Genomic DNA, 20,783 nt, shown 5'->3' with positions numbered 1-20,783 from the left:
TTCACACCTCGATCGCCGCGGATGCCGCGCCCGATGCCAGGCGCGCGGGTTGGACATGGCGGACAAAGCCCGCCCCCAGGTTGTCGCAAATGCCGATGACGTTGCCCCGGTAGAGGATCTCCGCCACGAACACCATGGCGATTCCCTCTCCGTCGGCTTCGGCGGACTTGCAGGTCAGGCGGTAGCGCAGCGTCTCCGCCTCGCACTTGACCTCGCCGCGGAACTTGGCGCTGTAGTGGTGCGGGCTGAGCGCATGAGCGGTCAGGTCCGGTTGCGAATACAGCCCCAGATAACCCAGATAGAACTTGACCAGTTGTTCGCACCCCTCCACCAGCAAGGTGCCGGGCATCACCGGATCGTTCTTGAAGTGCGCCTTGAACGCCCAGTGCGACGGATCGATATCGCATTCGCCGATCGCTTCGCCAAGGCCGAACGCGCCACCGGTCGCCGACACCGATACCACGCGGTGCAGCATCTTCGCCGCGGGGGCGCACAGGCGCGAACCGAGCGCGGTGCGGTAGGCCTCGCCGAAGCAGGCCGCGAAATCCCCGCGCAGCAGGGCGTCGATCTCCGCGTTGCCGAACGACGACTTCGCGCAGCGCAGGGGTGGGGTGAAAGGCGTTTCCCTGCCGGTTTTCTGCAGATAGGGCGCCGGATTCACGCCCTTCGATTTCTCGATGTCCCTGGGCTGGAAAAACCCGGAATTGGCGGTCAGCTTGAACGCAAGCCGGTCGCCGACATGGCAGTAATAGTCGTAGGCGATAAGAATGTTCTTGCCGACCTTGAGGAAAGACTTGATCTCGACCCGGCCGCGCAGCACCTCGCCGGCGCGCGGCATCTCGCCGTACACCGTGGTCTGGCTGTCCACCGCGCGATAGCGCAATTGCCCGCGGAACAGCTGATCGCAACCGATATAGGTGAAGGCGACGATCATGGCGTGTGAGGATTCGAGCGAGACAAAGGCCGGCACGCGTCCGTCGCAAACGTACCAGGCGTCCTCGTGCAGGTCGTATTCCCATTCGACGACGCAGGGCTCGAGCTTGCCCTGTTCCGCGGTCATCGCCGTGATGCGCGACACGAACATATAGGGCGGCGACGGCATGCGGGTGCGGATCGGGTAGGTATCGGCCTCCGCATAATCCGGCCCCAGCACACGGGCGACCGACCCGTCGGTCAGTTCGACAAGCTGTGCCTCGTCAAAGAGCGGCGGCGGAGAAACGCGCGCCGGTTGCGGCAGTTCGGCCGCGGGGATGTCGCCGATCAGCGCGCGCAGCCGCCGGTAAAATTGCTGCTCGGCCTGCAGGTAGCGCAACTGGGTCGCGGCGCCGCGCAGCAGCTGGCGCGCATACGGATCGGAGCCGGTGGCGCCGATGGGCGTCAGGAGCGCCGGCGCCGGACGGCGCAGGCGGCCGAAGCGCTCGCTGCCTTTGCCACGCAGTATCGCATCGGCCATCGATCGTTCGCGGCCGGTATAGACCCGGGTCACCAGCGCCTTGTCGCGGGGAGCGTCATGTGCCGCGATGGGCCGCGCCATGGCGCGGCAAGCCTCGCCGGGCTCGTCAAGCACCAGATGCGCGTAGGCCCTGTCGATGCCGAGGCTGTTGACCGCCGCGCGCCGCGGGCCGGCAGCCGGCGCCATCCAGTCCCGGCTCGCCGCGGCAAAATCGAACGGTCCGTCCGCCGGGATATCCGGGTAGGCGGCGAGCGGACCTCTCACCGGCAGATAACGGTGATACAGGCACAAGGCGGTCTTGATGACGCTGAACACGCCCTGCGCCGACGCCATGTGGCCATAGTTGGCACTGACGGAGCCCGCCACGGGCCGCGGCGTGTCGCCGCCGTAGACCCGCGCCAGCCCCTCCAGTTCGACGAAGTTGTCGCCGGCGAGCCTTCCGCCGGCCAATTCCACATAGCCGATGTCGGCGGGCACGGCCCCCGCTTCGGCGAGCGCCGCGGCAGCCGAGCGCGCGACGGCGTCGGCGACCGGGGCGTACGTCGTACTGTCGCCGCAAGCGTGACCGATATCGAGACCGCGCATCACGGCATACAGGCGGTCGCGATCGCGCCGGGCCTCGTCTTCGCGCTTGAGCACCAGAACGCCGCAGCCCTCGCCGACCGGTGTGTCGGCATGCCGGGGCGCCCACAGGACGTTTTCCAGTCCGCCGGCGAAACTGCCGCTGGCGACGATCACCGCCTCGACCTTGCGGCGCGTCAGCATGAAGCGCGCCAGTTCGATCGCCTTGAACGCCGCATTTTCATGCGAACTCAGGGAAAACGCCGGGCCGTCCAGCTTCAGGTGCGCCGCGATGCGGCTGGCCACCACATTGCCGATGCCGCCGGTGATGCCCTCCGGATACGGCTCGGGAAACAGGCTGTCCTTGGCGAGAACCTCGAGCGCGGCAAGATCCTCGTCGGACAGCGTGATGCCGCCGTGTTGCAAACTGGCGCGCAGTTGCCAGGACACTTCATTGCGCGCCTGGTAACGGCAGCAACTGTAATCGACATCGCCGGCCACGATCACGGCGATATTGCGTTTGTGGCCGTCGACCGCGTACCCGGCGTCAAGGAAGGCCCGTTCCGCGACGGGCATCAAGAAAATATGCGACAGCAGATGGTTGCCGATGACCTTGGGCGGCAACCGGTAATGCTTGCAGTCGAAATCCAGGTATTCGATGTAGGCACCGGCCGGCGCCGTGCCGAATCCCCGTTCGCTCAGCAGGTCCTGACGTGCCTCCAGCCCTTGCCAGCGCGTCGGCGGCACCGCGCCGAGGTGGTCGCCGCCCTGCCGGATCGTCGCGTCGAACGCCTCGGCCGATCCGGTTCCGGCCAGCAGCACTCCGATTCCCACAATCGCCAGCGCCGCGGGCGGAGTGAATGCGGGCGCGGCCCGCTCGGGCCGGCCCGATTCGCGCAGCACCATGTGGCCGTTGACACCGCCAAAACCGAAGGCATTGATACCCGCCCGTTTGACCGCGCCGCGCTGCGGCCATGGCGTGGTCTCGCGCACCACATGATCGATGCCAAGTTTGCCATGAGGCGTGCTGACCATCTCCTCGACATACAACGTCGGCGGGATAACGCCATGACGCATGGACAGCAGTACCTTGAGGATACTGGCCATGCCCGAGGCCGTCAGCATGTGCCCGATATTGCCCTTGTTCGCTCCCACTCTGGGCAACGACGGCGCCTCGCCGAAAAAGGCCTCGACCGAACCCAGTTCCACCTGATCGCCGACCGGTGTTCCGGTGGCGTGGCATTCCAGATAATCGATACCCTTATCGACACCATCATAGGCCCGCTCCAGGGACAGCAATTGGCCCTTGAGGTCGGGAACCAGAATATGCTTGGTGCCGCCATCGTTGGACAAACCGATCGATTCGATCACACCATAGATGGTGTCCTTGTCCCGCACCGCATCGGACAGGCGCTTGAGCGCGATGACGCTGGCGCCCTCCCCCGCCTTCAGCCCCTCGGAATGCCGGTCGAACGGCACCGACTGGCCGTTTTCGGGAAAGGCCTGCAGCACATTGAAGCCATGGTCGATATAGATGTGGTCGGCATGGCAGACCGCGCCGGCCAGCATCAGGTCGGCCTTGCCGCTTTGCAGATAATCGCTGGCCACCTGAATGGCGTAGAGCGCCGACGAGCAGGCGGCGTCAAGCGCGAAGCACGGCCCGCCCAATCCGAGCGCCTGGGCGGCGATCGTGGCGTTGTGGCTGCCGGTCATCAGGTTCAGATCCGACAGGCCGTCCGCCTCGCCGGACGCCAGGAAGCGAAAGCGGGGCTCTCCCAGCAAGGTCTGCAGATACGGTTCGAGCATCCGGTGATAAAAACCGGACATCAGTTTCTTGGCCGAGTGGGTCGGCATGCCGATATTGCCGATCACCAGACCGGTGCGCTGATGTCCGGCGCCCCGGCCATAACCGGCATCGGCCAGTGCCTGGTCGGCCACGTAGATCGTCCACAGAAAAAGTGGATCGAGCCTGTCCAGTTCGGCCTCGGGCAGCCGGTATCCGGAGGCGTCGAAGCGGAACCCCCTGACATGGCCGTTCCGGTTGTAGCAGATCTTGTCCGGCGTGCCGGGCACAGGATCGTAATAGAGCGCCGGATCCACTCCCAGCTCCTCCTGCGACAGAGGGGTCGTGGCATCCTTGCGCGCCATGAGATTGCGCCAGTATTCATCCGGAGTTTCGGCGCCGGGGAACAGGCAGCTCAATCCGATGATTGCGATATCGTCCATTCTTCATCCCAACCTTGATGTCGAACATTCCGGGATCGCCAGGCAAGACGGGGCCATGCCGTGCGGCACGGAGGGAGAAGCTCCCTCCGGCCGCATGGCGCAAGCACCACCGGATACCGGCGAATCAACGCGGGGCCATGCCCGTGCTCAGTGCATGACCGCCGACTCCGGATCGCATAGTTTTTGCCGGATTTTCGTGGAGGCGGTGAACTCAAGACCGGTCAGCCGGGCAAACAACCGACCGTCTTCGTCATGGACGGCAATATCGGCCACCAGCATCGTGGAATGGTGCGCCACCACCTGCATCGACAGATAAAACCGCTCGGCGAACCCCAGCGGCGCGAACAGCTCGATCCTGTCGATCTTCGATGGCAATCCGGCCTTGTCGCTCTTGAGCATCAACCAGGCCAGCGGCGGCTGGACAAACACATCGGCCAGGTAGGGATTGAAGCTGCCCACCGGGAACTGCCCCTGCGCCGCTGGCGTGACGGGAGCGAGAACGGCGCCCGCGACCAGCGTTTCCTCACCGGCGCGGATCAGCGTGTCGATTCCCCGAAAGGCCGGGCCGTGAAACAGCAGCGCGCCACGCGCCATGTCGCCGTATATCTGCGCGGCGCCGGCGTCCGGCACAAGATCCACGTTGTCGAGCACCGGTCTTTCCCTCTTTTCACGGCTCATCGTCACGCGTCCGTGATAGCGGTTGACCCGTTCGCCGTGCGCCTCGCTGAAAATCGTCACATCGAGCACATGGCGGTCCCCGCTCTTGTCCGGCGCGGACACCGGTGTCAGATCGGCGAAGAAGGTGCTGGCCTCATGCTCGTCGAACACGATGCCTTTGAGCACCCGCAGATCCGACACGCACTCGAGGTGATAACCCGGCAACAGATCCTCGCCCAGTCGCACCATCCACCCGGCCGCCAGCGTCGCCGGCAGCACCGCATGGCCGTGAACCACATGATCCTGCAGGAACGGATTACGTTCCGGCAGAAGTTCGCGCACGATGCGGGTGAGCGCCGGCAGCGCCTTCACTTTGCGGCCTACCTTGTAGCGCCCGCCGCCGATGAGGATCTGGGTATCGCTTCCGGTCGTGAATTCCCGGACAAACGCCTCGACCCCGGTGCGGCTGGGAATGATCGCCAGATTGCGTTCGGCATAGGCTTTCTTGAGCACATCGTTGACCATGCCGGTATCCCACGGTCCCCAGTTGATGCTGCGCACGAAACTGCCCGGATGCTGGGCCGCAAACAGGTAGGCGAACTTGTTGAGGGTATCGTTGGCCATCGCGTAATCGGTCTGTCCGGCATTGCCGAAGAAACCGGAAACCGACGAGAACAGCACCAGATGTTTCACGGCGCCGGGCCGAACCGCCGCCAGCAGGTTTTCCAGGCCTTTCACCTTGGTGTGGAATACCGAACGGAAGTCCGCCGGGGTTTTCTTCTCGATGCGTTTGTCCGCGAGATTTCCCGCACCGTGGATAAGTCCGGTGATCTTGCCCAGACGCTTTTCGGTCTCGGCGACGGCACGTTTCACATCGGCCGCATCGGTGATGTCGACGTTCAGGTAGATCGCCTGCCCGCCGGCCTCCTCGATCCGGCGCAAGGTTTGCCGCACCTCACTGATGTGCAACACTTCCTTGAGCATGCGGTCGACCTTGACCGGCGTGGGCTGCTCGCCCGCGGCCTGCAGCGCCTTGATGGCGCCGGCTTTGAGCGCGGCCGGATCGTCGGGCTGGGAGGCCCAGTCGGGCAGCGGTCCATCGATCGGCGTGCGTCCCAAGAGGGCGAAGCGCGCCGGGTAGCGCTTGGCCAGTTCGATCAGGCACTGGGCGGTGATGCCGCGCGCGCCCCCCGTGGCCAGGAACACCGATGAGGCATCGATATCCTCAAGAGCGCTCCGGCCTTCCACAGGCGCCAGCGCGATATCCAGTCCGATGCGTTCGCCCTGCGCGCCGCGCCCCACTTCCGCCAGATCCGTTTGCGGATCGCCCAGCTCTTCGAGAATCATCTCGGCGGCGGCCGTTCTGGATGCTTTCGGATCGATGTCCAGGCTGCGGCAGAATACGTCCTCCCACTCGATGTTCAGCGACTTGGCGAGCCCCGTCATGCCCGAAGCCACCACCGGGAAGGGTGAGCGTTGCGCCGTGCCCAGCGCGCCGTCGATCTGGCTGACCGTGAAGAAATAACCGCCGGCGAGTGTCGGTTGCAAGGCTTTGGCCAACAGGAACAGCGCTTCGGCCGTGTCGTAGTCGGCGGCCGCGAACACTCCCTCGTGTCCCTTGACCTGGCCATGGGGCGCGCCAAGGTGCAGGAAGCCGCCGATTTCGCCCTCCTTCTTGGCGATGTTTTCCAGTACCGCCGCGATGGCGGCCTCGTCGGCCCTCTCCAGCACGTAATCGGCGACGCCGTCGACCGGTTTGCGCTTGCCCTTGCCCTGTGTCCAGCCCAAAACCAGCCGGACGGCGGACTGCCCGCGCTGCCCGAGCCGTTTCGCCAATTCGTCGCTCAAGCCTTTTCCATCGTCGGTCAATAACCAGATCCGGCCTTGCGGCAGCGCGATCTCGCGCTGATCCGGCGCGGGCAGAACCTGAACAATCGCGCGATAGCGGTGAATTTCGGCGGACGGAGTGTATGCATCACTTGCGATCAAGCGCCGAACCGGGGCAGATGCGTCTTCCCGCGATTCAGCCTGGGATTTTTTTGCTTCGCGTTCCTCCGTGCGAACGTCATCGTGTCCAAGGGCACGGGTGGTCGCGACAAACCCCAGATTACGTATTGGCGGCGCCTCGGTATCCGGTGTTTCGTGAATCGGCGCGGCGGTGCTCGCAGTGGGAGCCGGCGGAACCGGAGTGGCGGCTTCGATCGCGGCGTCGGCCAGGGCCGGTGCCGCGTCGTGTTCGACGCCCCCTTTGAGGGCGGCAAGCAATTCGGCGATGGTGCTCATAAAGAACGCCGCCATCTTGCGGATATTGCTGAATGCGTCGATATCGAACGTTTCCATGTCCTTGTGCTTTTCAGAATCATGGAAATACGGCACATCGGCGGACAACGCATCGAACATCGCACCGAAGATCTCCAGGCGCTTGATGGAGTCGATCCCCAGATCGGCCTCGAGATCCATCTCCTCGGTGATCATGTCGGCCGGATAGCCGGTTCGATCGCTGACGATATCGATCAGTTGTTTGACCAGAGAGGCTTCGGTCACGGCTTCGAAACGCTTCACCAGCGCGAGATCCTCGGCACTGAGCACGGGTCCGGATTCGGCGGCGGGAGCGGCGATCACGGGAGCCGCCGGCGCGGCGGCCTCGATCGACGGCAAGGACGGCTTGGGCGGCTGAACCGCCGCGAACGAAGGCGTGGAAGCGGGAGCCGGCTGCGGCGCCGCAAGATTGAGATTGGGCAGGGATACCGCCGGCGCCGGCTGCGCATGGGCGATCTGCACCGGCGCACGCTGCGCGAGGCGGTTCGCGACCGACCCCGCGCCCAGGTTGTCCCGGCCCATCATGGCCTGCTGGTTGTCGAAATAGTGCTCGTGATTGACGTGGTACAGCTCCTGGTTCTTGTCCAGCAACTGCAGGCTGCGGTTCAGGCTGTCGACGACCTGGGGCAACTGGTTGCTGTTGCCGAACTTGTCCAGCAGCGTGAACTGCTTGGTGATCAGGGAGTCGAGCAGCTGGATGTAATCCTTCTGGTTGAGCTGGAACTGCTGGTGCACCTGGCTTAGCACATTCTGGGCATGAATCTGGCTATCGAGCAGGCTCAGCACTTCGTTTTCCTGGTTGCCTCGTTGCATCATTTCATCTCCATGTGGAGCATGAACCGGGGAGTCCCAACCCATGCCGACGTTGTTCTCGCTGTCTTGCACTTGCACTGCCATTTCATCAGCCTGTTGCGGCGGCACCGTCACTGAGGCCGGATCGGCCGTCGGCTGAGTGGTGGCGCTCCGGCTCTCGATGAAGGCCTCGACCACCCGAAAATCCTCCCGGAAAGCATGCTCGCGCCTCTGGCGCGCTCTGTCGGAAAGGAAGAAGCCGCCGCTCATCGTATAGGTCATCGCTTTTTTGCCCTGCTCAACGGCAGGCAGGGGGGCGGCGCGCGGATCGCGGGGTGTCAGGTGCACACCCTCGACCAGCAACTTGGCGACGGCCCGTTTGAACTGCAACGCCTCTTCGCCATTGGCGCCCGGGTTGAGCGAAATCACGGAATGGGGTTTGCCCTGCAGGATGTTCGCCACGAGCTTGCCAAGGGTGCCCTTGGGACCGATTTCGATAAAAATCCGCCCCCCATCGTCATGGATGCGCTCGATGGTCTGCTTGAAATACACCGGGCTGATCAGTTGAGAAACCAGCGCATCCTTGATGGCATCCGGGTTCTGGCTGTGCCGCTCCCCCGTCGCGGTGGAATACACCGCACTCGCCGGCGAATGAAACGCTATCCCGGCCAGGGCGGCCTTGAACGGCGCGCAGGCGTGGCGCACCGACGGCGTGTGGAAGGCGGCCGCGACCGGCAGGATCTGGCAACGCACCTTGCGGGATTCGAGATGTTCCCGCACCTCGCGGATAGATGCGGTCGCGCCGCCCAACACCAGCTGCTCGGGCGAGTTGTAGTTGGCGATGATCACATCCTTGAAACGGGACAGCAGGTCGCCAGCGTCCGTCTCGTTCAACGATACGGCCAGCATGGCGCCCGGATCCTCGCCGGCGCCGGCGGCCGGGGAGTCCGCCGCGGCTCCGCGCGCCAGGGACACCGCGCAGTAATCGCGATCGCTCATCACACCGGCCGCCCACAGCGCGGTCACTTCACCGTAGCTGTGTCCCGCCATGAAGTCCGGCTTGAGCCCCATCTGTCCGAGCAGCCGGAAATAACCGGCGCTAACCGCGCCGATCGCCGGCTGCGCGACACGCGTTTGCGTCAGCGCCTGCATTTGAGCCTGCGACGCCTCGTCGGTGAACGCCGGCGCGGGAAACACGGCGTCCGAAATCAACGGCGCTCCGGTTTCATGCGCCACGGCGTCCAGCGCTTCGAACGCCTGGCGCATCACCGGATAATCGTTGGCGAGGTCGCGACCCATGTTGACGTATTGCGATCCTTGCCCCGGGAACAACGCCACGATCCGTCCGTCGGTCTCCGCGGCCCGAACCTTGTAGTAGATCCCCTGCGGATGCTCCCAGTCGCTGTCCCTCCGCGCGTGCAATTGGCGCGCCGCCTCCCCGAGCAGGCGCACGGCATCGTCCGCCGAGCCGGCCACAAAGGCGAGGCGCGCATCGGTCGCGGGGATGACCGCCGAGGCGGTGTCGCTCTGGTAGCGCCGGAACGCCGCGGGTCCGTCCTCGGCACCGAAAGCGAAAAGTTTGGTTTCGCAGGCGTCCAGAAGCGCATCGGGGCTCGGCGCGTGGAACACCACGACTTCCGGCCGGCGGTTAAGACGAAAATCGCCCTGCGGCTCCGGTTGATGCTCTTCGAGAATGGCGTGATAGTTGGTGCCGCCAAAACCAAACGCGCTCACGGCGGCCCGGCGAGGCTGGCCGGTCACTTTGCGCAGCCACGGCCTGCTGTCCACATTGACGTAAAAGGGGCTGCCGGCGTAAACCAGTTCTTCGCTGGGTTGCCGGATATTGAGGGTTGGCGGCAAAACCTTGTGGTACAGGCCAAGCGCCACTTTCATCATGGATGCGGCACCCGCCGCGCAGCGGGTGTGGCCGATCTGGGACTTGATGCTGCCCACCGCCACCGAACCCTCGGGCACGCCATGGGCCTCGTAAACGGTGCGCAGGCTGCGGATTTCGGTATCGTCGCCGGACTGGGTTCCGGTGCCGTGCGCCTCCACCAACTGGATGTCGACCGGCGTCACGCCGGCCCGCTCGTAGGCCCGTTTCATGGCCTTGACCTGCCCCTCCAGCCGCGGAGCGAACACGCTCTTGGCGCGTCCGTCGCTGGCCGCCTGCAAGGACTTGATGACCGCATAGACACGGTCGCCGTCGCGCTCGGCGTCCTCCAGACGCTTGAGCACCAGGAATCCGACGCCGTCGCCCAGCATCATTCCGTCGGATGCTTTGTCGAACGGGCGTGACAGGTTGCTTTTGGAGAGCGCGGGTGTCTTGCTGAAGCACAGGAAGGAGAACACCGAGTTTTCCAGGTTCACGCCGCCGGTGAGCACGATGTCGCAACTGCCGTCGGTCAATTCGCCGATGGCAGCCTTGATGGCCGCAAGGCTGCTCGCGCAGGCCGCATCGACCATGTAAGAGGTACCGCCAAGATCGAAATAACTGGCGATGCGTCCGCAGGCAACGTTGCCCAGAAAGCCGGGAAAGGCATCCTCGTTCCACTCCAGGTACAGGTGATTGACCCGGTCGATCACCTCATCGGCGACCTCTTCGGACAAGCCTGCGCGGATCATGACTTTTTTCAGGTAAGGCGCCTGCTGGCGCGAAGCCAGGGAGAACGACGTGTTGCCGTTGCCGGCGCCGCCAAGAATCACGCCGACCCGGTCGCGGTCATGCGGCAAGGGATCGTCGCCGATCAGGCGGGCGTCGCGCATTGCCTGCTTGGCCACGTAGAGGGCGAACAGCTGCGCCGTGCTGATCGATTCGAGCATCAGGGGCGGCAGCTTGAATTCGACAGGGTCGAATCCGATGGGCGGCACGAACCCCGCCTTGAAACCGTAGGTTTTGTCCCGGGCCGAGGTGTCCGGGTCATAAAAATCGTTTTTCCGCCAGTATTCGTCGCCGTTAACGGTATCGATATCGACGATCGAATCTTTCTTGTTGACGACGTTGGTCCAGAAATCGTACAGCGTGGGCGCGTCGGGAAAATGGCTCGCCATTCCCACGATCGCGATATCCGATGTCCGCTTCTCCGCCTCGCGCTGCTGCGCCTTGCTCATAGGCACCTCCATTCATGCGACTGTCTGTTCTGCCCGAACCACTTCCCGGCCTCGCCGAAGAAAGCGATCCTTACCGTGTCCAGCCCCGTTTTAAACAAAAGTGTAAAAAACGATACAAGTAGAACAATTCAAAACAACGTCATGACGCGAACCTGGTATGCGGCGGCTAATTTTGCTTTGTCGTCCGCATTCAGATTGTGCAGCGGGCGGCCATGACAGCCGCCTTTGAGCCTGGAAGAGTATTTGCACTAATTTTTACAAAAATCATGACACGGACAGAAAATTAATGTCAAATGATTATTTTGTGCAATGCAAAACAGGCACGGAGAAGGGAGTGAAACCGGAGTCGCGCCATCACCACAGCACGGCTCATTGCGATCGCCCTACTTCACTCGCAAAAATGTATTTATTTCACACACAATATTTGAAATAAATAACAAATAAACACACGCTGTTACAGTGCAAAAAACTCAGGGATTGATTATTAAACGTACCGTGAATTTTCATACTGTACAAAGTGACAGATACCCGATTGACCTGACTGTCTTGATATACGTCAAAGCCGCGCCGGAAGCCGTTCTCGATACCTGACCCTTAGGTCGGGGAGCCGTAGTGGAGAAAAGAATTGTGCCATGCGCGCCACAGTGGGATACGGCTTGAACCGTCAGTGGCAATCGAGTCTTCGCAGAAAGAACCTCCCACTACATACCCTTCGCACAGCCGAAATAAAGGCAGTGACTGTCGCTGTACGAATAGAGCGCAGCGCAACATTCAGTCGGGAAAACGCCGGGGGATGAATGCAAAAAGAAGCCTGACCGGCGAAATGGCTCCGCCGGACCGCGATATCGTGAAAAAATGGATTTACGCAGCGGAAAAACCGCCGTAGCGCCGCGAAGCCCAAATCAGCGGCAAGGTCAGCAGTACGGTCGCCGACACGGCGGCCAGGGCCAGATGCAAACCGGCATGGTCGCTCAGCCAGCCGAACAGCAGTGGAGACAGGGCTCCGCCGCCTATCGTGCCGCTGTAAAACAACGCGAACGCCTTCTCGCGTCCCGGCGCGTCGATCAGATCGGGCACGGAACCATACAGCACCGAGGAGGTCCCGTTAAGCATGAGGCCGACCAGCGGCAAAACCGCCAGCCCTGGCGCGAGAGGAAGCGACAGCACGCAAAGAATGCCGACTGCCGTGAAAGTTTCGGTGAACCAAACGGTCTTTACCGTTCCCCAGCGAATTCCCAGATGACCGCAAACCAGTTTGCCGAATCCTCCGCCCAGAAAGACCAGCGCCATGGCAAGGCCGATCGTCGCGGTTTTTGCGCCATTCTCGCGACACAAAAAAGGCAACAGCGTCAAAAAGCCCATGCGCGTCGCGCTGTCGATGAAACCGGCCGCCAGCAGAGCCCAAAAACCCGGAGAAAACCGCCCGGGCGCGGCCGAAGGCGCGGCCTGGCGGCCAACGCCATCCGGCCCGGAAGCCTCCGCGGGCAGCCAGCGCGCCAGGGCGAGGGAGGCGAACAGCGCCAGCGCGCCCACAAGCAGGGCGCTCTGGCCCCAGCTCAGCCAGGCGAGCGCCAGCCCCACCCCGGCAGGAAAGACCATCTTGCCGATATCGCCGGCGAAATTGTACGTCGCCAGCGCGCGTTTCGCGTCCGCTCCTTCATGAGTATTGGCCACCAGAGCGGATGCCAGGGGATGCTGTGTGCTCGCGCCCATTCCACCAAGAATCAGGGCAACGCACAGTCCGGCCAACCCGCCCGATAATCCGGCGATCACATAGGCCAGACCGGCAAGCGCCATTCCGCCTACCAGCAAAGGCTTGCGTCCGAAGCGTCGCGACAGTCGGCTCGCGGACAGCTGCAAGCCGGCCATCGTTCCCGAATACAGGGCGCGCATGACCCCGACAAATGCGTAACTGATGGCGAATTGAGTCTGCCAGACAGGCAAGAGCACATAAATCAGATCCGTCAGACCGTCATGAATCGCATGGGCCCAGCATGCGCCCAGTAATGCGCGGCGTCCAGAAGGCGCGCGCCCTTCGGTGTGATCCAAAGCCATTGAATTTCTCTGCGACCGTAATCCTTCAGCGCCCAGCCGAAGCGAGCATCGCTCCGAATACAACGAACGTTGCTCCGCCCAGCCGGCTTAACGCGCGGCCTCCGCGGGGAGAATGAAGCCAGCGTTTCATGCGCTCCGCCGTGCAGGCGTAGAGATAATGGATCAGCATCACCAGACCGCTATAGGTCAGCACCAGCAGGGAAAACTGCGGCACATAGGGTGACGAGGCATCGATGAACTGGGGAAAGATCGAAATGAAAAAGAAAATCGCCTTCGGGTTGGTCAGTTGCAATGACAATCCTTCGGCACAGCGCCGGAAGAAACCACCGCGATGATCCCGCTCCACGGCGAGCGCTTCCAGATGCACCGCGGGCCGAAGCCACATCCGTACGCCAAGATACACCAGGTACGCGGCGCCCACGAATTTCATGATGGTGAACGCCAGCAGCGAGGTGGACAGCACAACGCCAATGCTGGTCGCGGAAATCGCGGCGACCACCAGCGCGCCAAGCGCGATGCCGGCAATGCCCCCCAGCGCGCCGCGCATACCGTAGCGCAGTGAATTGGTCAGGGTAAACAGCACCCCCGGCCCCGGGCTCAGCACGGTGACGGTTGCCATCGCCAAAAACAGCGGGTAGTGATTCATTAGTCGCTCCTTCGCCGGGAAAAACCGTCAGGCCGGCCGAACACCGGATTCGGGCGGAGCATTGGTCAGCAGGCGTGCCAGACCGTCCACGACATGCTCCGCGCTCGAACCAAAATGCGCCACGTACTCGTCCCGTAGCGCCCGGATCGAGGCTCTCCGGCCGGAATCCGACAGCGCGCGTTCGACAAGAGCGGACAGGCACTCCAGATCCTCTTCTCCGATCTTGCCGCCGATCTCGTCCAGCACACGCAGTTCCCAAGGTTCGTAAGGCAGATCGTTGGCCTCGAAGCCGCGCTTTTCCGGGGTGAACGCAACGGTCAACACCGGCTTCTCGGTCAGAAAAGCGAAATCAAATACGATGCCGGAGATATCCGATATCAGCAGATCGGCGCCCGCCATGGCCGCCAGTGGATCGGGGTGTTCATCCCATTCCAGCAAGGGAGAATCCCCGAGCTCCCGTTTCAGCGCCTTGAGCAGATCCGGCTCGGACAGCGCGCTTTGCGGATGGGGACGCAGCACGACCTGATAACCGGCCTCCAGCAGCGGCCTGACGAGCCGCGCGCCATACCGGGACAGGAGTCCGTTTTTTCCCCAGGTCGGCGCGACAAGCACGCGCGTGCCCGGCGCGCCATCGGATCGTGGCGCGAGCCGTCCGATCGCCGGCAACATTTCGTCGTAATAGACACACCCCGCCAAAAACAGGCTTTTGCGCGGGGTGCGGCGCAATGCCTCCAGATACTCGAGCGTCTGTCGCTGGTGGGGTCCGCAAATGAATACCGAATCGAAATAGTCGAAGGAATAAGGCCGGTTGAACGCCTTGTCTGTCGGGGAATGGATCACATGGCTGTAATGGCGCACGTGCCGCGAACGCCTGATTTGCATGACATCCAGACCGGGCGTCGTCATCAGGCACACATCCGCGCGCAATGTGTTCAGATATCCCCAGGCGGCATGGCCACGGCCGATGCATCGCGCGCTGACATTCGAAAATCCGCCGTCGAGCAGCGGATCGTCCTTGTCACTGCTCAGGTACAGGCAGGGGATCCCGCGTCGTTCAAGCCCGGCGAGAATCGGCCGGAACAGCGCCGCGTACTGCCGGCCCTCGCTGTAGATCGCCAGACCGGCCGGCGTATCCTCCCCGGCGGCTCCCGAGCCCATGCCAAGCCTGGCGCGCAGCTTGTAGAACAGGCCTTTGGCAACAAAAAACGAAGCTGTCGCAAACCCCATCACAATGGAAAACAGCAGGCTGCCGGTCCCCGGATCCAGGTAGAGCAGCATCAGCGGAAACGCCTCTGGCGCGATGTCGAACGGTACGGCGGCGGTCATGGTTCATTCCAGATGACAGGCCCGGGGGACGCCCCCTGGCCATGAATTATCGGAGACGCTTCCAGCTGTCGTTGCGGGTCACGTCGCCGCTGACTTCATACAGGGCATCGATGACGTAGGCGTCGCGGGTTTGCCCCGTCGGCTGCCACGGCGTTTCGTGCAACCGCACGCTGCCCTTGAGCGGCTCATCGCGAATGATCTTGCCTGTTGCGCGATCCCGGCATCCACCCAGCACCTCGCAAATCATTCCTGGCACATTGGCATTGGAAATGAAGGTTTTTGATTCCTTCATCGCCTCGCCACCCGCCTGGAAAGGCTTGACCATGAGGAAGCTCTGGAACATGGAGTAGCGTTGCTGATCCTTGACGTTCTTGAGCAGCGGGTTGTTCGATGCCCAACCGTGATCGGAGACGATGACGATCATGGTATTGTCGTAAACGCCGTTCGCGCGCATCCAGTCCATGTAACGGCCGAGCGATGACACGGCACAACGCGTCGTCTGGTAAATGGCCGCCGTATCCTCGGCGCCGTATTTCTCCACCACCGGCCGGATCGCCGGATGCTCTGGCGTCAGCGCCCGGTCGGGCAGACACTCGGGTCCGAGATGCTGGGTCGCTCGCGTCATCTCGTTGGTGAGAAAAATGAAGGAATTGCGCGGTGCGGCCGCATCGGAATGCTCACCCAGCGTAACGAGACTGAAGTAGTTGCCAAGGTATTTGTCCCGTTTCTTTTTCCAGGAATAGGACAATCCCAGCCAGCGGCCGTCACCATAAATCGTCTGCCTCAAGGAGCTGGGCGCGATTTTGTACAACGCCACAGCGAGATACTGTCCGGCCAGGCCAAGAAAGCTCGACGGCTCGCCCGGAGCACGCTCTTTCAAATCGCCCAGATACTTGCCGATGCTGTGGATGCAGGTCGCCTGTCCGGTTTTTTCGTATTGGTCGTTGAACAACTCGCAATCGCCCTTGCGCTGCAAACCGAACCAGAAGGGATCGGAATACAGGACCTGGTAACCATGCTGGCTGAAATTCTCGACGTAGATCCTGTAGGCATTGCTGACCTTGTCCTTGAGGGTTCCTGGCCGGGCATTGACCGCCGACACCGTATAGTCGAATCCCCCGAAAACAGCCGGCAAACCATTGATGGTGCGGTTACCCGTCGAGACAACGTTCGAGTACCAGGTAAAGCCGGCAAAGCGCTTGGGCAAGCCGGGCTCCGCCGCCACGATGTCGGGCATGTAACCGGTCATGGAACCGTCAAGAAACACCAGCAACACGTTTTTGCCCGTCTTGCTGTAATGAAAAAGCTTGGTATCCCGGGCTCCGGCCGTTTCCGACTTGCGGTTGGCGCGCTCGCTCACCGACGCCAGGCTGAAACCGCTCAGCAGCAGACTGCCGATCACCAGGATAGCGGCCAAATTGCTGACGGCGCCGGGAGACGCCACCAGCAGCGCGAATGCCACGATCAGCGAAGCGGCCAGAATCCCCGTGTCGGCGGCGAGGCTCGCCAACCCCGGCGCCATGGCGGCCGGCCGGGAGAACACGAAGTTGTCGAGCACCCCCGCGTCGGTCTGGTACAGAAAGGCGAACACCAGCGCCGCCAGCAGAAAAGCCAGACCGAGCAGCACAGCCAGGGATCGGCCCACGCCAGGCAACACCCGGTACACCAGATAAGACAGCACACCGTAGACCAGCGCCGCCGCCCCGACAAAGGCAAGATAGAACCAGGGATAGCCCTTCATCCCGTCCACATTGTCTTCCAGACCCGTCAGATTGGCGGGCAGCGCAACGAAAAGAAAAAGGAACAGGGTCGCGGCCAACAGCATGTAAAGGCGCCCGCGATGCGCCTCCAGCACGTCATGAAGGTGATACAAGCGCTGAATCAGGAACACTTTTCAACCTCGGAATGAAATGAAGGCCTCGCGCTCGAATAAGCGAGGCTCTTGAACACGGAAATCAGATTGTTGATCGTCCAGTACAGCACCAGCCCAGCCGCCGAGTCGTACAGGAAGTACAGAAAAATCATGGCGATGACGAGGCTCTGAACCCATTCGCGCACCGGCTGGCCACGGGTGTACAGGTAGGCGGCGGCGATATTCAACCCCGTCATGAGAATCGGCAGGACATTCACGCCGCCCAGCAGCCGGTCGGGCATCCCCAGATCCGCTAACATCAGGAAGCCCGACCCTGTCAGGGGCGCATAGTGCGACAGCAAGCCGAACGTGGCGATGAAAAAGGGAATCTGGATCGCCAGGGGAAGCAGCGAGCGCAGCGCGTATACCGGGTGGTAGCCATGCTGCCGATACAGGGTGCGCAGCATCCAGTAGCGCTCCTGCCCCTTGAAGGCAAAGTCGAATTCCTCGATTTTCGGGGCCATCCTGCGCTGAATTTCCCGCTCCCGGGCCTGGACACGCTCGGCGGCATGATAGGCCGGCAATAGCACGAGATTGAACACAATGCTCAGAATCACCAGGGCCAGACCGTAGCTGCCCGTCATGCGATGGGCGGCCTCAAGAACGAACAGCAGCGCAATGCGGATCGGTTCGATCAGGATCAGGTCAAGGATGTGCCACATCTCACACTCCCGCTGTCTGCGGGGCGAACATGGCGTTGGCGATCGCCAGATCCTCGGGAGTATCGACTTCGAACCAGGGCAATTGCGCCGTTTCCACCGCCTCGATCCTCATGCCGGCGGCCACCAGTTCCTGCATCGCGAACTCCAGCGGGGCTTTCTTGCCGTTGATGGCAATCACGCGCTCCACCGCCTCCTTCAATTGACGCAACGGCTCGCCTTGCCTGACGTAGGTGACATTGACCGTTTTGAAGGCGTCCTGGACGGGAAAGTCCGAACGTCGCACGGATTCGTGCAGCCAGGCCGTTACACGGCCATCGTCGATCTGGGCGAACGTACCGGACAGACAAGGCTCATAGGGCGCCAGCAAGGTCGCCGCCTGAACCGCCGATCTGCCCGCGTCAAGCAGGCGCGTCATCAGCGCCGGTTCCAGGACCACATCGCCTTCGATCAGCACCAAGTCATCCGTCGGGGAAAATCCCTGGAGGGCAAGGTGCAGGGAGTACACCGAGCCGCTGTCCATGAACTCCGGGTTCTCGACATAGTGGACAGAAAGATACGGATAGCGGGTACGGATGAAGCGGCGGATTTCGTTGGCCAGATAACCGACGGCAATCGTCACTCGGTTCACGCCCCGGGCAATCAGATTATCGAGCATGCGCTGCAAGATCGCCGCTCCGGCCACTGGCACCAGGCATTTTGGCGAGTGAACGGTGTTCGATCCTAACCGGCTGCCAAGGCCGGCCGCCAGTATCAGGGCGCCGGTACGGGGTTCTGCGGAGGTCATCGGAAAAGTCGTGCTCATGGTCGGATGTCCAGGAAAATCAGTGTATCGAATTGAAAAACTCGGTCATGCGCGTCAGCCCTTCCCGGATATCGTCATCGCTGATCGCGTAGGAAACCCGAATCCCGCTTGCATCGCCGAACGCACTGCCCGATACCACGGCGACCCGGGCCTGCGAGAGCAGCAGTTCGCACAAATGATCGACATCGCGCACGACGACATCGCCAAAACGGCGGCCGATCTTGCTCTGGATGTTCAGGAACAGGTAAAACGCCCCTTCGGCGGGCGCGGCCACGATTCCTTCCATGTGCGTCACGAGCTCATGCGCCAGAAGCAGACGTGCCTGCAGACGGCGGTTCACCTCATCGATGAACGCGGTGTCGTCGTCGGCGAGTGCCGCTTCGACCGCGTACTGACTGATACTGTTCGGATTGGAAGTCGTATGGCCCTGCAGGTTCTCCATGGCCTTGATCACCGCCTCGGGCGCGGCGACATACCCCAGGCGCCATCCGGTGAGCGCCAGGCTCTTGGAGAACGAGTTGACCAGGATGGTACGCTCTTTCACCTCGGGGCAAAGCTGTACGATGTTGCCGTGCTGGTGGCCGTCCCGGATCAGTTCCGCGTAGCACTCATCGAAGATGATCCACAGATTGTGGGCGATGGCGAGCCGGGCGATTTTTTTCAGTTCCCTCTCTTCATACAGCGTACCGGTCGGGTTGTTGGGACTATTGATGATGATCGCCCGGGTCCGGGGAGTCAGTGACCGCTCGACAGAGCTGGCGAGGAGCCGGTACCCATTGTCCCGCGTATCGACAAACACCGGTATTGCTCCGCAGATTTCCACCTGGGTCGGGAACGTTACCCAGTACGGCTGGGGTACGATGACCTCGTCACCCGGATTGAGCAGCACCATCGCGGCGTTGTACAGCGCCTGTTTGGCGCCGGCGGTCAGGCCCACTTCGCCTGGCGCATAGTCGACGCCGAGCCTCGCGCTGATGCGCTTTGCCACGGCCTTGCGCAAGCTCGCCAGCCCCAGCGTCGGTGTATATGTATTGCGCCCGGCGTCGATCGCGGCCTTGGCCGCGGTCTTGACGACCGGACTGGTATCGAAATCCAGTTCGCCGGCGGCGAAGTTGACGACGTGAATGCCCGCCGCTTTGAGTTCATTGGCCAGCACCCGCATTTTCGAGGTACCGGGCGGGGTAATCAGGCGGGTCCGCTCTGCAAGAGTCGTCATGGTCGTTTCCCTAAATAATGATGGCGAGGGCCTAATGCGTCCCGGGGATGAGTTCGAGGATTTCGCTGATGCTCAGGCATTTCGCTTCGGACTCGAAGCTTCGCCCGTGTTTCAGGATGTCCGCCGCTACCTGTTGCATGGCAAGATAAGAAGATCGCAGCATGTGGTTGGCATATATCACGATATTGAACCCGGCGCGCTCGAGCTCGTCGAAGCGGATCTGGGCATAGCTGGTCGGCACGCAGACCAGCGGCACATGCGGATAGCGCATCTTGAACTCGCCGGCGAATTCGAGCACTTCTTCCGGGGTTTTGCGGCGGCTGTGAATCATGATGCCATCGGCGCCGGCGTCGACATAAGCGCATGCCCGGGTCAGGGCATCGTCCATGCCGGCTTCGAGAATCAGGCTCTCCACGCGGGCAATGATCATGAATTCATCGGTGATCTGGGCATCCTTCCCGAGCCGGATCTTGTGGCAGAAGTTGTCGATGCTTTCCTGACTCTGCGGCACTTCGTTGCCGAACAGCGAGTTTTTCTTAAGGCCGGTCTTGTCCTCGACAATCACGGCGGACACGCCGATACGCTCAAGGGAACGGACATTCATGGCGAAATGCTCTGGCTGTCCGCCGGTATCCCCGTCCATGATCAGAGGCCGTGTCGTCACGTCGAAAATCTCGTTGATGTTCAAGAGGCGGCTTTGAATATCGAGAGCCTCGGTATCGGGCTTGCCTCGTTCGGTGGAGTCGGTCAGCGAACTGGACCAGAAGGCATCGTAGGCAAGGGACTCGCCGTTCTCATCCAGAAGTTGCGTGTTCTCCGCCAGCAATGCCGAAATGGGGCTGTGCGCCTCCATTACCCGCAGGCACTTGCGCTGCCCCAGCACCCGCTTGAGGGCGCCCCTCCGGTGCTCCGTCGTCACACCGTTCGACTTGAACCTCTCACCCATACTCATCTCCAGCAGGGCAATGGCGGCGCACGCCACCCCTTCTTTTGTGTCCATCCCTCGAAAACATGACAAGAAATCCTATTGTCATAATAAAGAAGC

The 20,783-nt window shown here is 62.2% G+C and carries 10 protein-coding genes; all 10 read right to left on the bottom strand.

The features are described from left to right. Nucleotide 1: 1 nt before the first annotated feature. Nucleotides 2–4,240 carry a hotdog fold thioesterase gene (locus tag JNO50_RS03060; RefSeq protein WP_189533432.1) on the bottom strand — a complete coding sequence of 1,413 codons (4,239 nt, stop codon included), beginning with the start codon at nucleotides 4,238–4,240 and terminating at the stop codon, nucleotides 2–4. Between the two features lie 147 nt (nucleotides 4,241–4,387). Continuing rightward, nucleotides 4,388–11,119 (bottom strand): type I polyketide synthase, encoded by a 6,732-nt coding sequence (locus JNO50_RS03055; protein ID WP_189533434.1) that lies wholly within the window; start codon nucleotides 11,117–11,119, stop codon nucleotides 4,388–4,390. An 861-nt stretch (nucleotides 11,120–11,980) separates the two neighbouring features. Further along, on the bottom strand, nucleotides 11,981–13,174 hold the full coding sequence (locus JNO50_RS03050; RefSeq protein WP_189533436.1) for an MFS transporter: 1,194 nt from the start codon (nucleotides 13,172–13,174) through the stop codon (nucleotides 11,981–11,983). Nucleotides 13,175–13,199: 25 nt separating this feature from the next. Continuing rightward, nucleotides 13,200–13,820: a LysE family translocator gene (locus JNO50_RS03045; protein ID WP_189533438.1), complete on the bottom strand. Its 621-nt coding sequence runs from the start codon at nucleotides 13,818–13,820 to the stop codon at nucleotides 13,200–13,202. 27 nt (nucleotides 13,821–13,847) lie between these two features. Beyond that, nucleotides 13,848–15,146: a CDP-glycerol glycerophosphotransferase family protein gene (locus JNO50_RS03040; protein WP_189533439.1), complete on the bottom strand. Its 1,299-nt coding sequence runs from the start codon at nucleotides 15,144–15,146 to the stop codon at nucleotides 13,848–13,850. A 46-nt stretch (nucleotides 15,147–15,192) separates the two neighbouring features. Continuing rightward, nucleotides 15,193–17,037, bottom strand: a complete 1,845-nt coding sequence (locus tag JNO50_RS03035) for an alkaline phosphatase family protein (protein ID WP_189533441.1) — start codon at nucleotides 17,035–17,037, stop codon at nucleotides 15,193–15,195. After that, complete coding sequence (locus JNO50_RS03030) at nucleotides 17,028–17,720, bottom strand: YidC/Oxa1 family membrane protein insertase (RefSeq protein WP_189533443.1); 693 nt, start codon at nucleotides 17,718–17,720, stop codon at nucleotides 17,028–17,030. The genes JNO50_RS03035 and JNO50_RS03030 overlap by 10 nt, the downstream gene beginning before the upstream one ends. A gap of 1 nt (nucleotide 17,721) precedes the next feature. Next, nucleotides 17,722–18,522, bottom strand: a complete 801-nt coding sequence (locus tag JNO50_RS03025) for a phosphocholine cytidylyltransferase family protein (protein WP_189533445.1) — start codon at nucleotides 18,520–18,522, stop codon at nucleotides 17,722–17,724. A gap of 19 nt (nucleotides 18,523–18,541) precedes the next feature. Then, on the bottom strand, nucleotides 18,542–19,738 hold the full coding sequence (locus JNO50_RS03020) for a pyridoxal phosphate-dependent aminotransferase (protein ID WP_215796470.1): 1,197 nt from the start codon (nucleotides 19,736–19,738) through the stop codon (nucleotides 18,542–18,544). 31 nt (nucleotides 19,739–19,769) lie between these two features. Further along, on the bottom strand, nucleotides 19,770–20,738 hold the full coding sequence (gene aepX / locus JNO50_RS03015; RefSeq protein ID WP_215796469.1) for a phosphoenolpyruvate mutase: 969 nt from the start codon (nucleotides 20,736–20,738) through the stop codon (nucleotides 19,770–19,772). Nucleotides 20,739–20,783 lie beyond the last annotated feature (45 nt).

The organism is Paludibacterium paludis (genome assembly GCF_018802605.1).
GTDB classification, from domain to species: domain Bacteria; phylum Pseudomonadota; class Gammaproteobacteria; order Burkholderiales; family Chromobacteriaceae; genus Paludibacterium; species Paludibacterium paludis.
This window is presented reverse-complemented; position numbering and strand designations above follow the sequence as displayed.

Coding starts and splice junctions, on each gene's coding strand:
- JNO50_RS03060 (WP_189533432.1), bottom strand. CDS start 4,240: ATGGACGATATCGCAATCATCGGATTGAGCTGCCTGTTCCCCGGCGCC.
- JNO50_RS03055 (WP_189533434.1), bottom strand. CDS start 11,119: ATGAGCAAGGCGCAGCAGCGCGAGGCGGAGAAGCGGACATCGGATATC.
- JNO50_RS03050 (WP_189533436.1), bottom strand. CDS start 13,174: ATGGCTTTGGATCACACCGAAGGGCGCGCGCCTTCTGGACGCCGCGCA.
- JNO50_RS03045 (WP_189533438.1), bottom strand. CDS start 13,820: ATGAATCACTACCCGCTGTTTTTGGCGATGGCAACCGTCACCGTGCTG.
- JNO50_RS03040 (WP_189533439.1), bottom strand. CDS start 15,146: ATGACCGCCGCCGTACCGTTCGACATCGCGCCAGAGGCGTTTCCGCTG.
- JNO50_RS03030 (WP_189533443.1), bottom strand. CDS start 17,720: ATGTGGCACATCCTTGACCTGATCCTGATCGAACCGATCCGCATTGCG.
- JNO50_RS03025 (WP_189533445.1), bottom strand. CDS start 18,522: ATGAGCACGACTTTTCCGATGACCTCCGCAGAACCCCGTACCGGCGCC.
- JNO50_RS03020 (WP_215796470.1), bottom strand. CDS start 19,738: ATGACGACTCTTGCAGAGCGGACCCGCCTGATTACCCCGCCCGGTACC.
- aepX (WP_215796469.1), bottom strand. CDS start 20,738: ATGGACACAAAAGAAGGGGTGGCGTGCGCCGCCATTGCCCTGCTGGAG.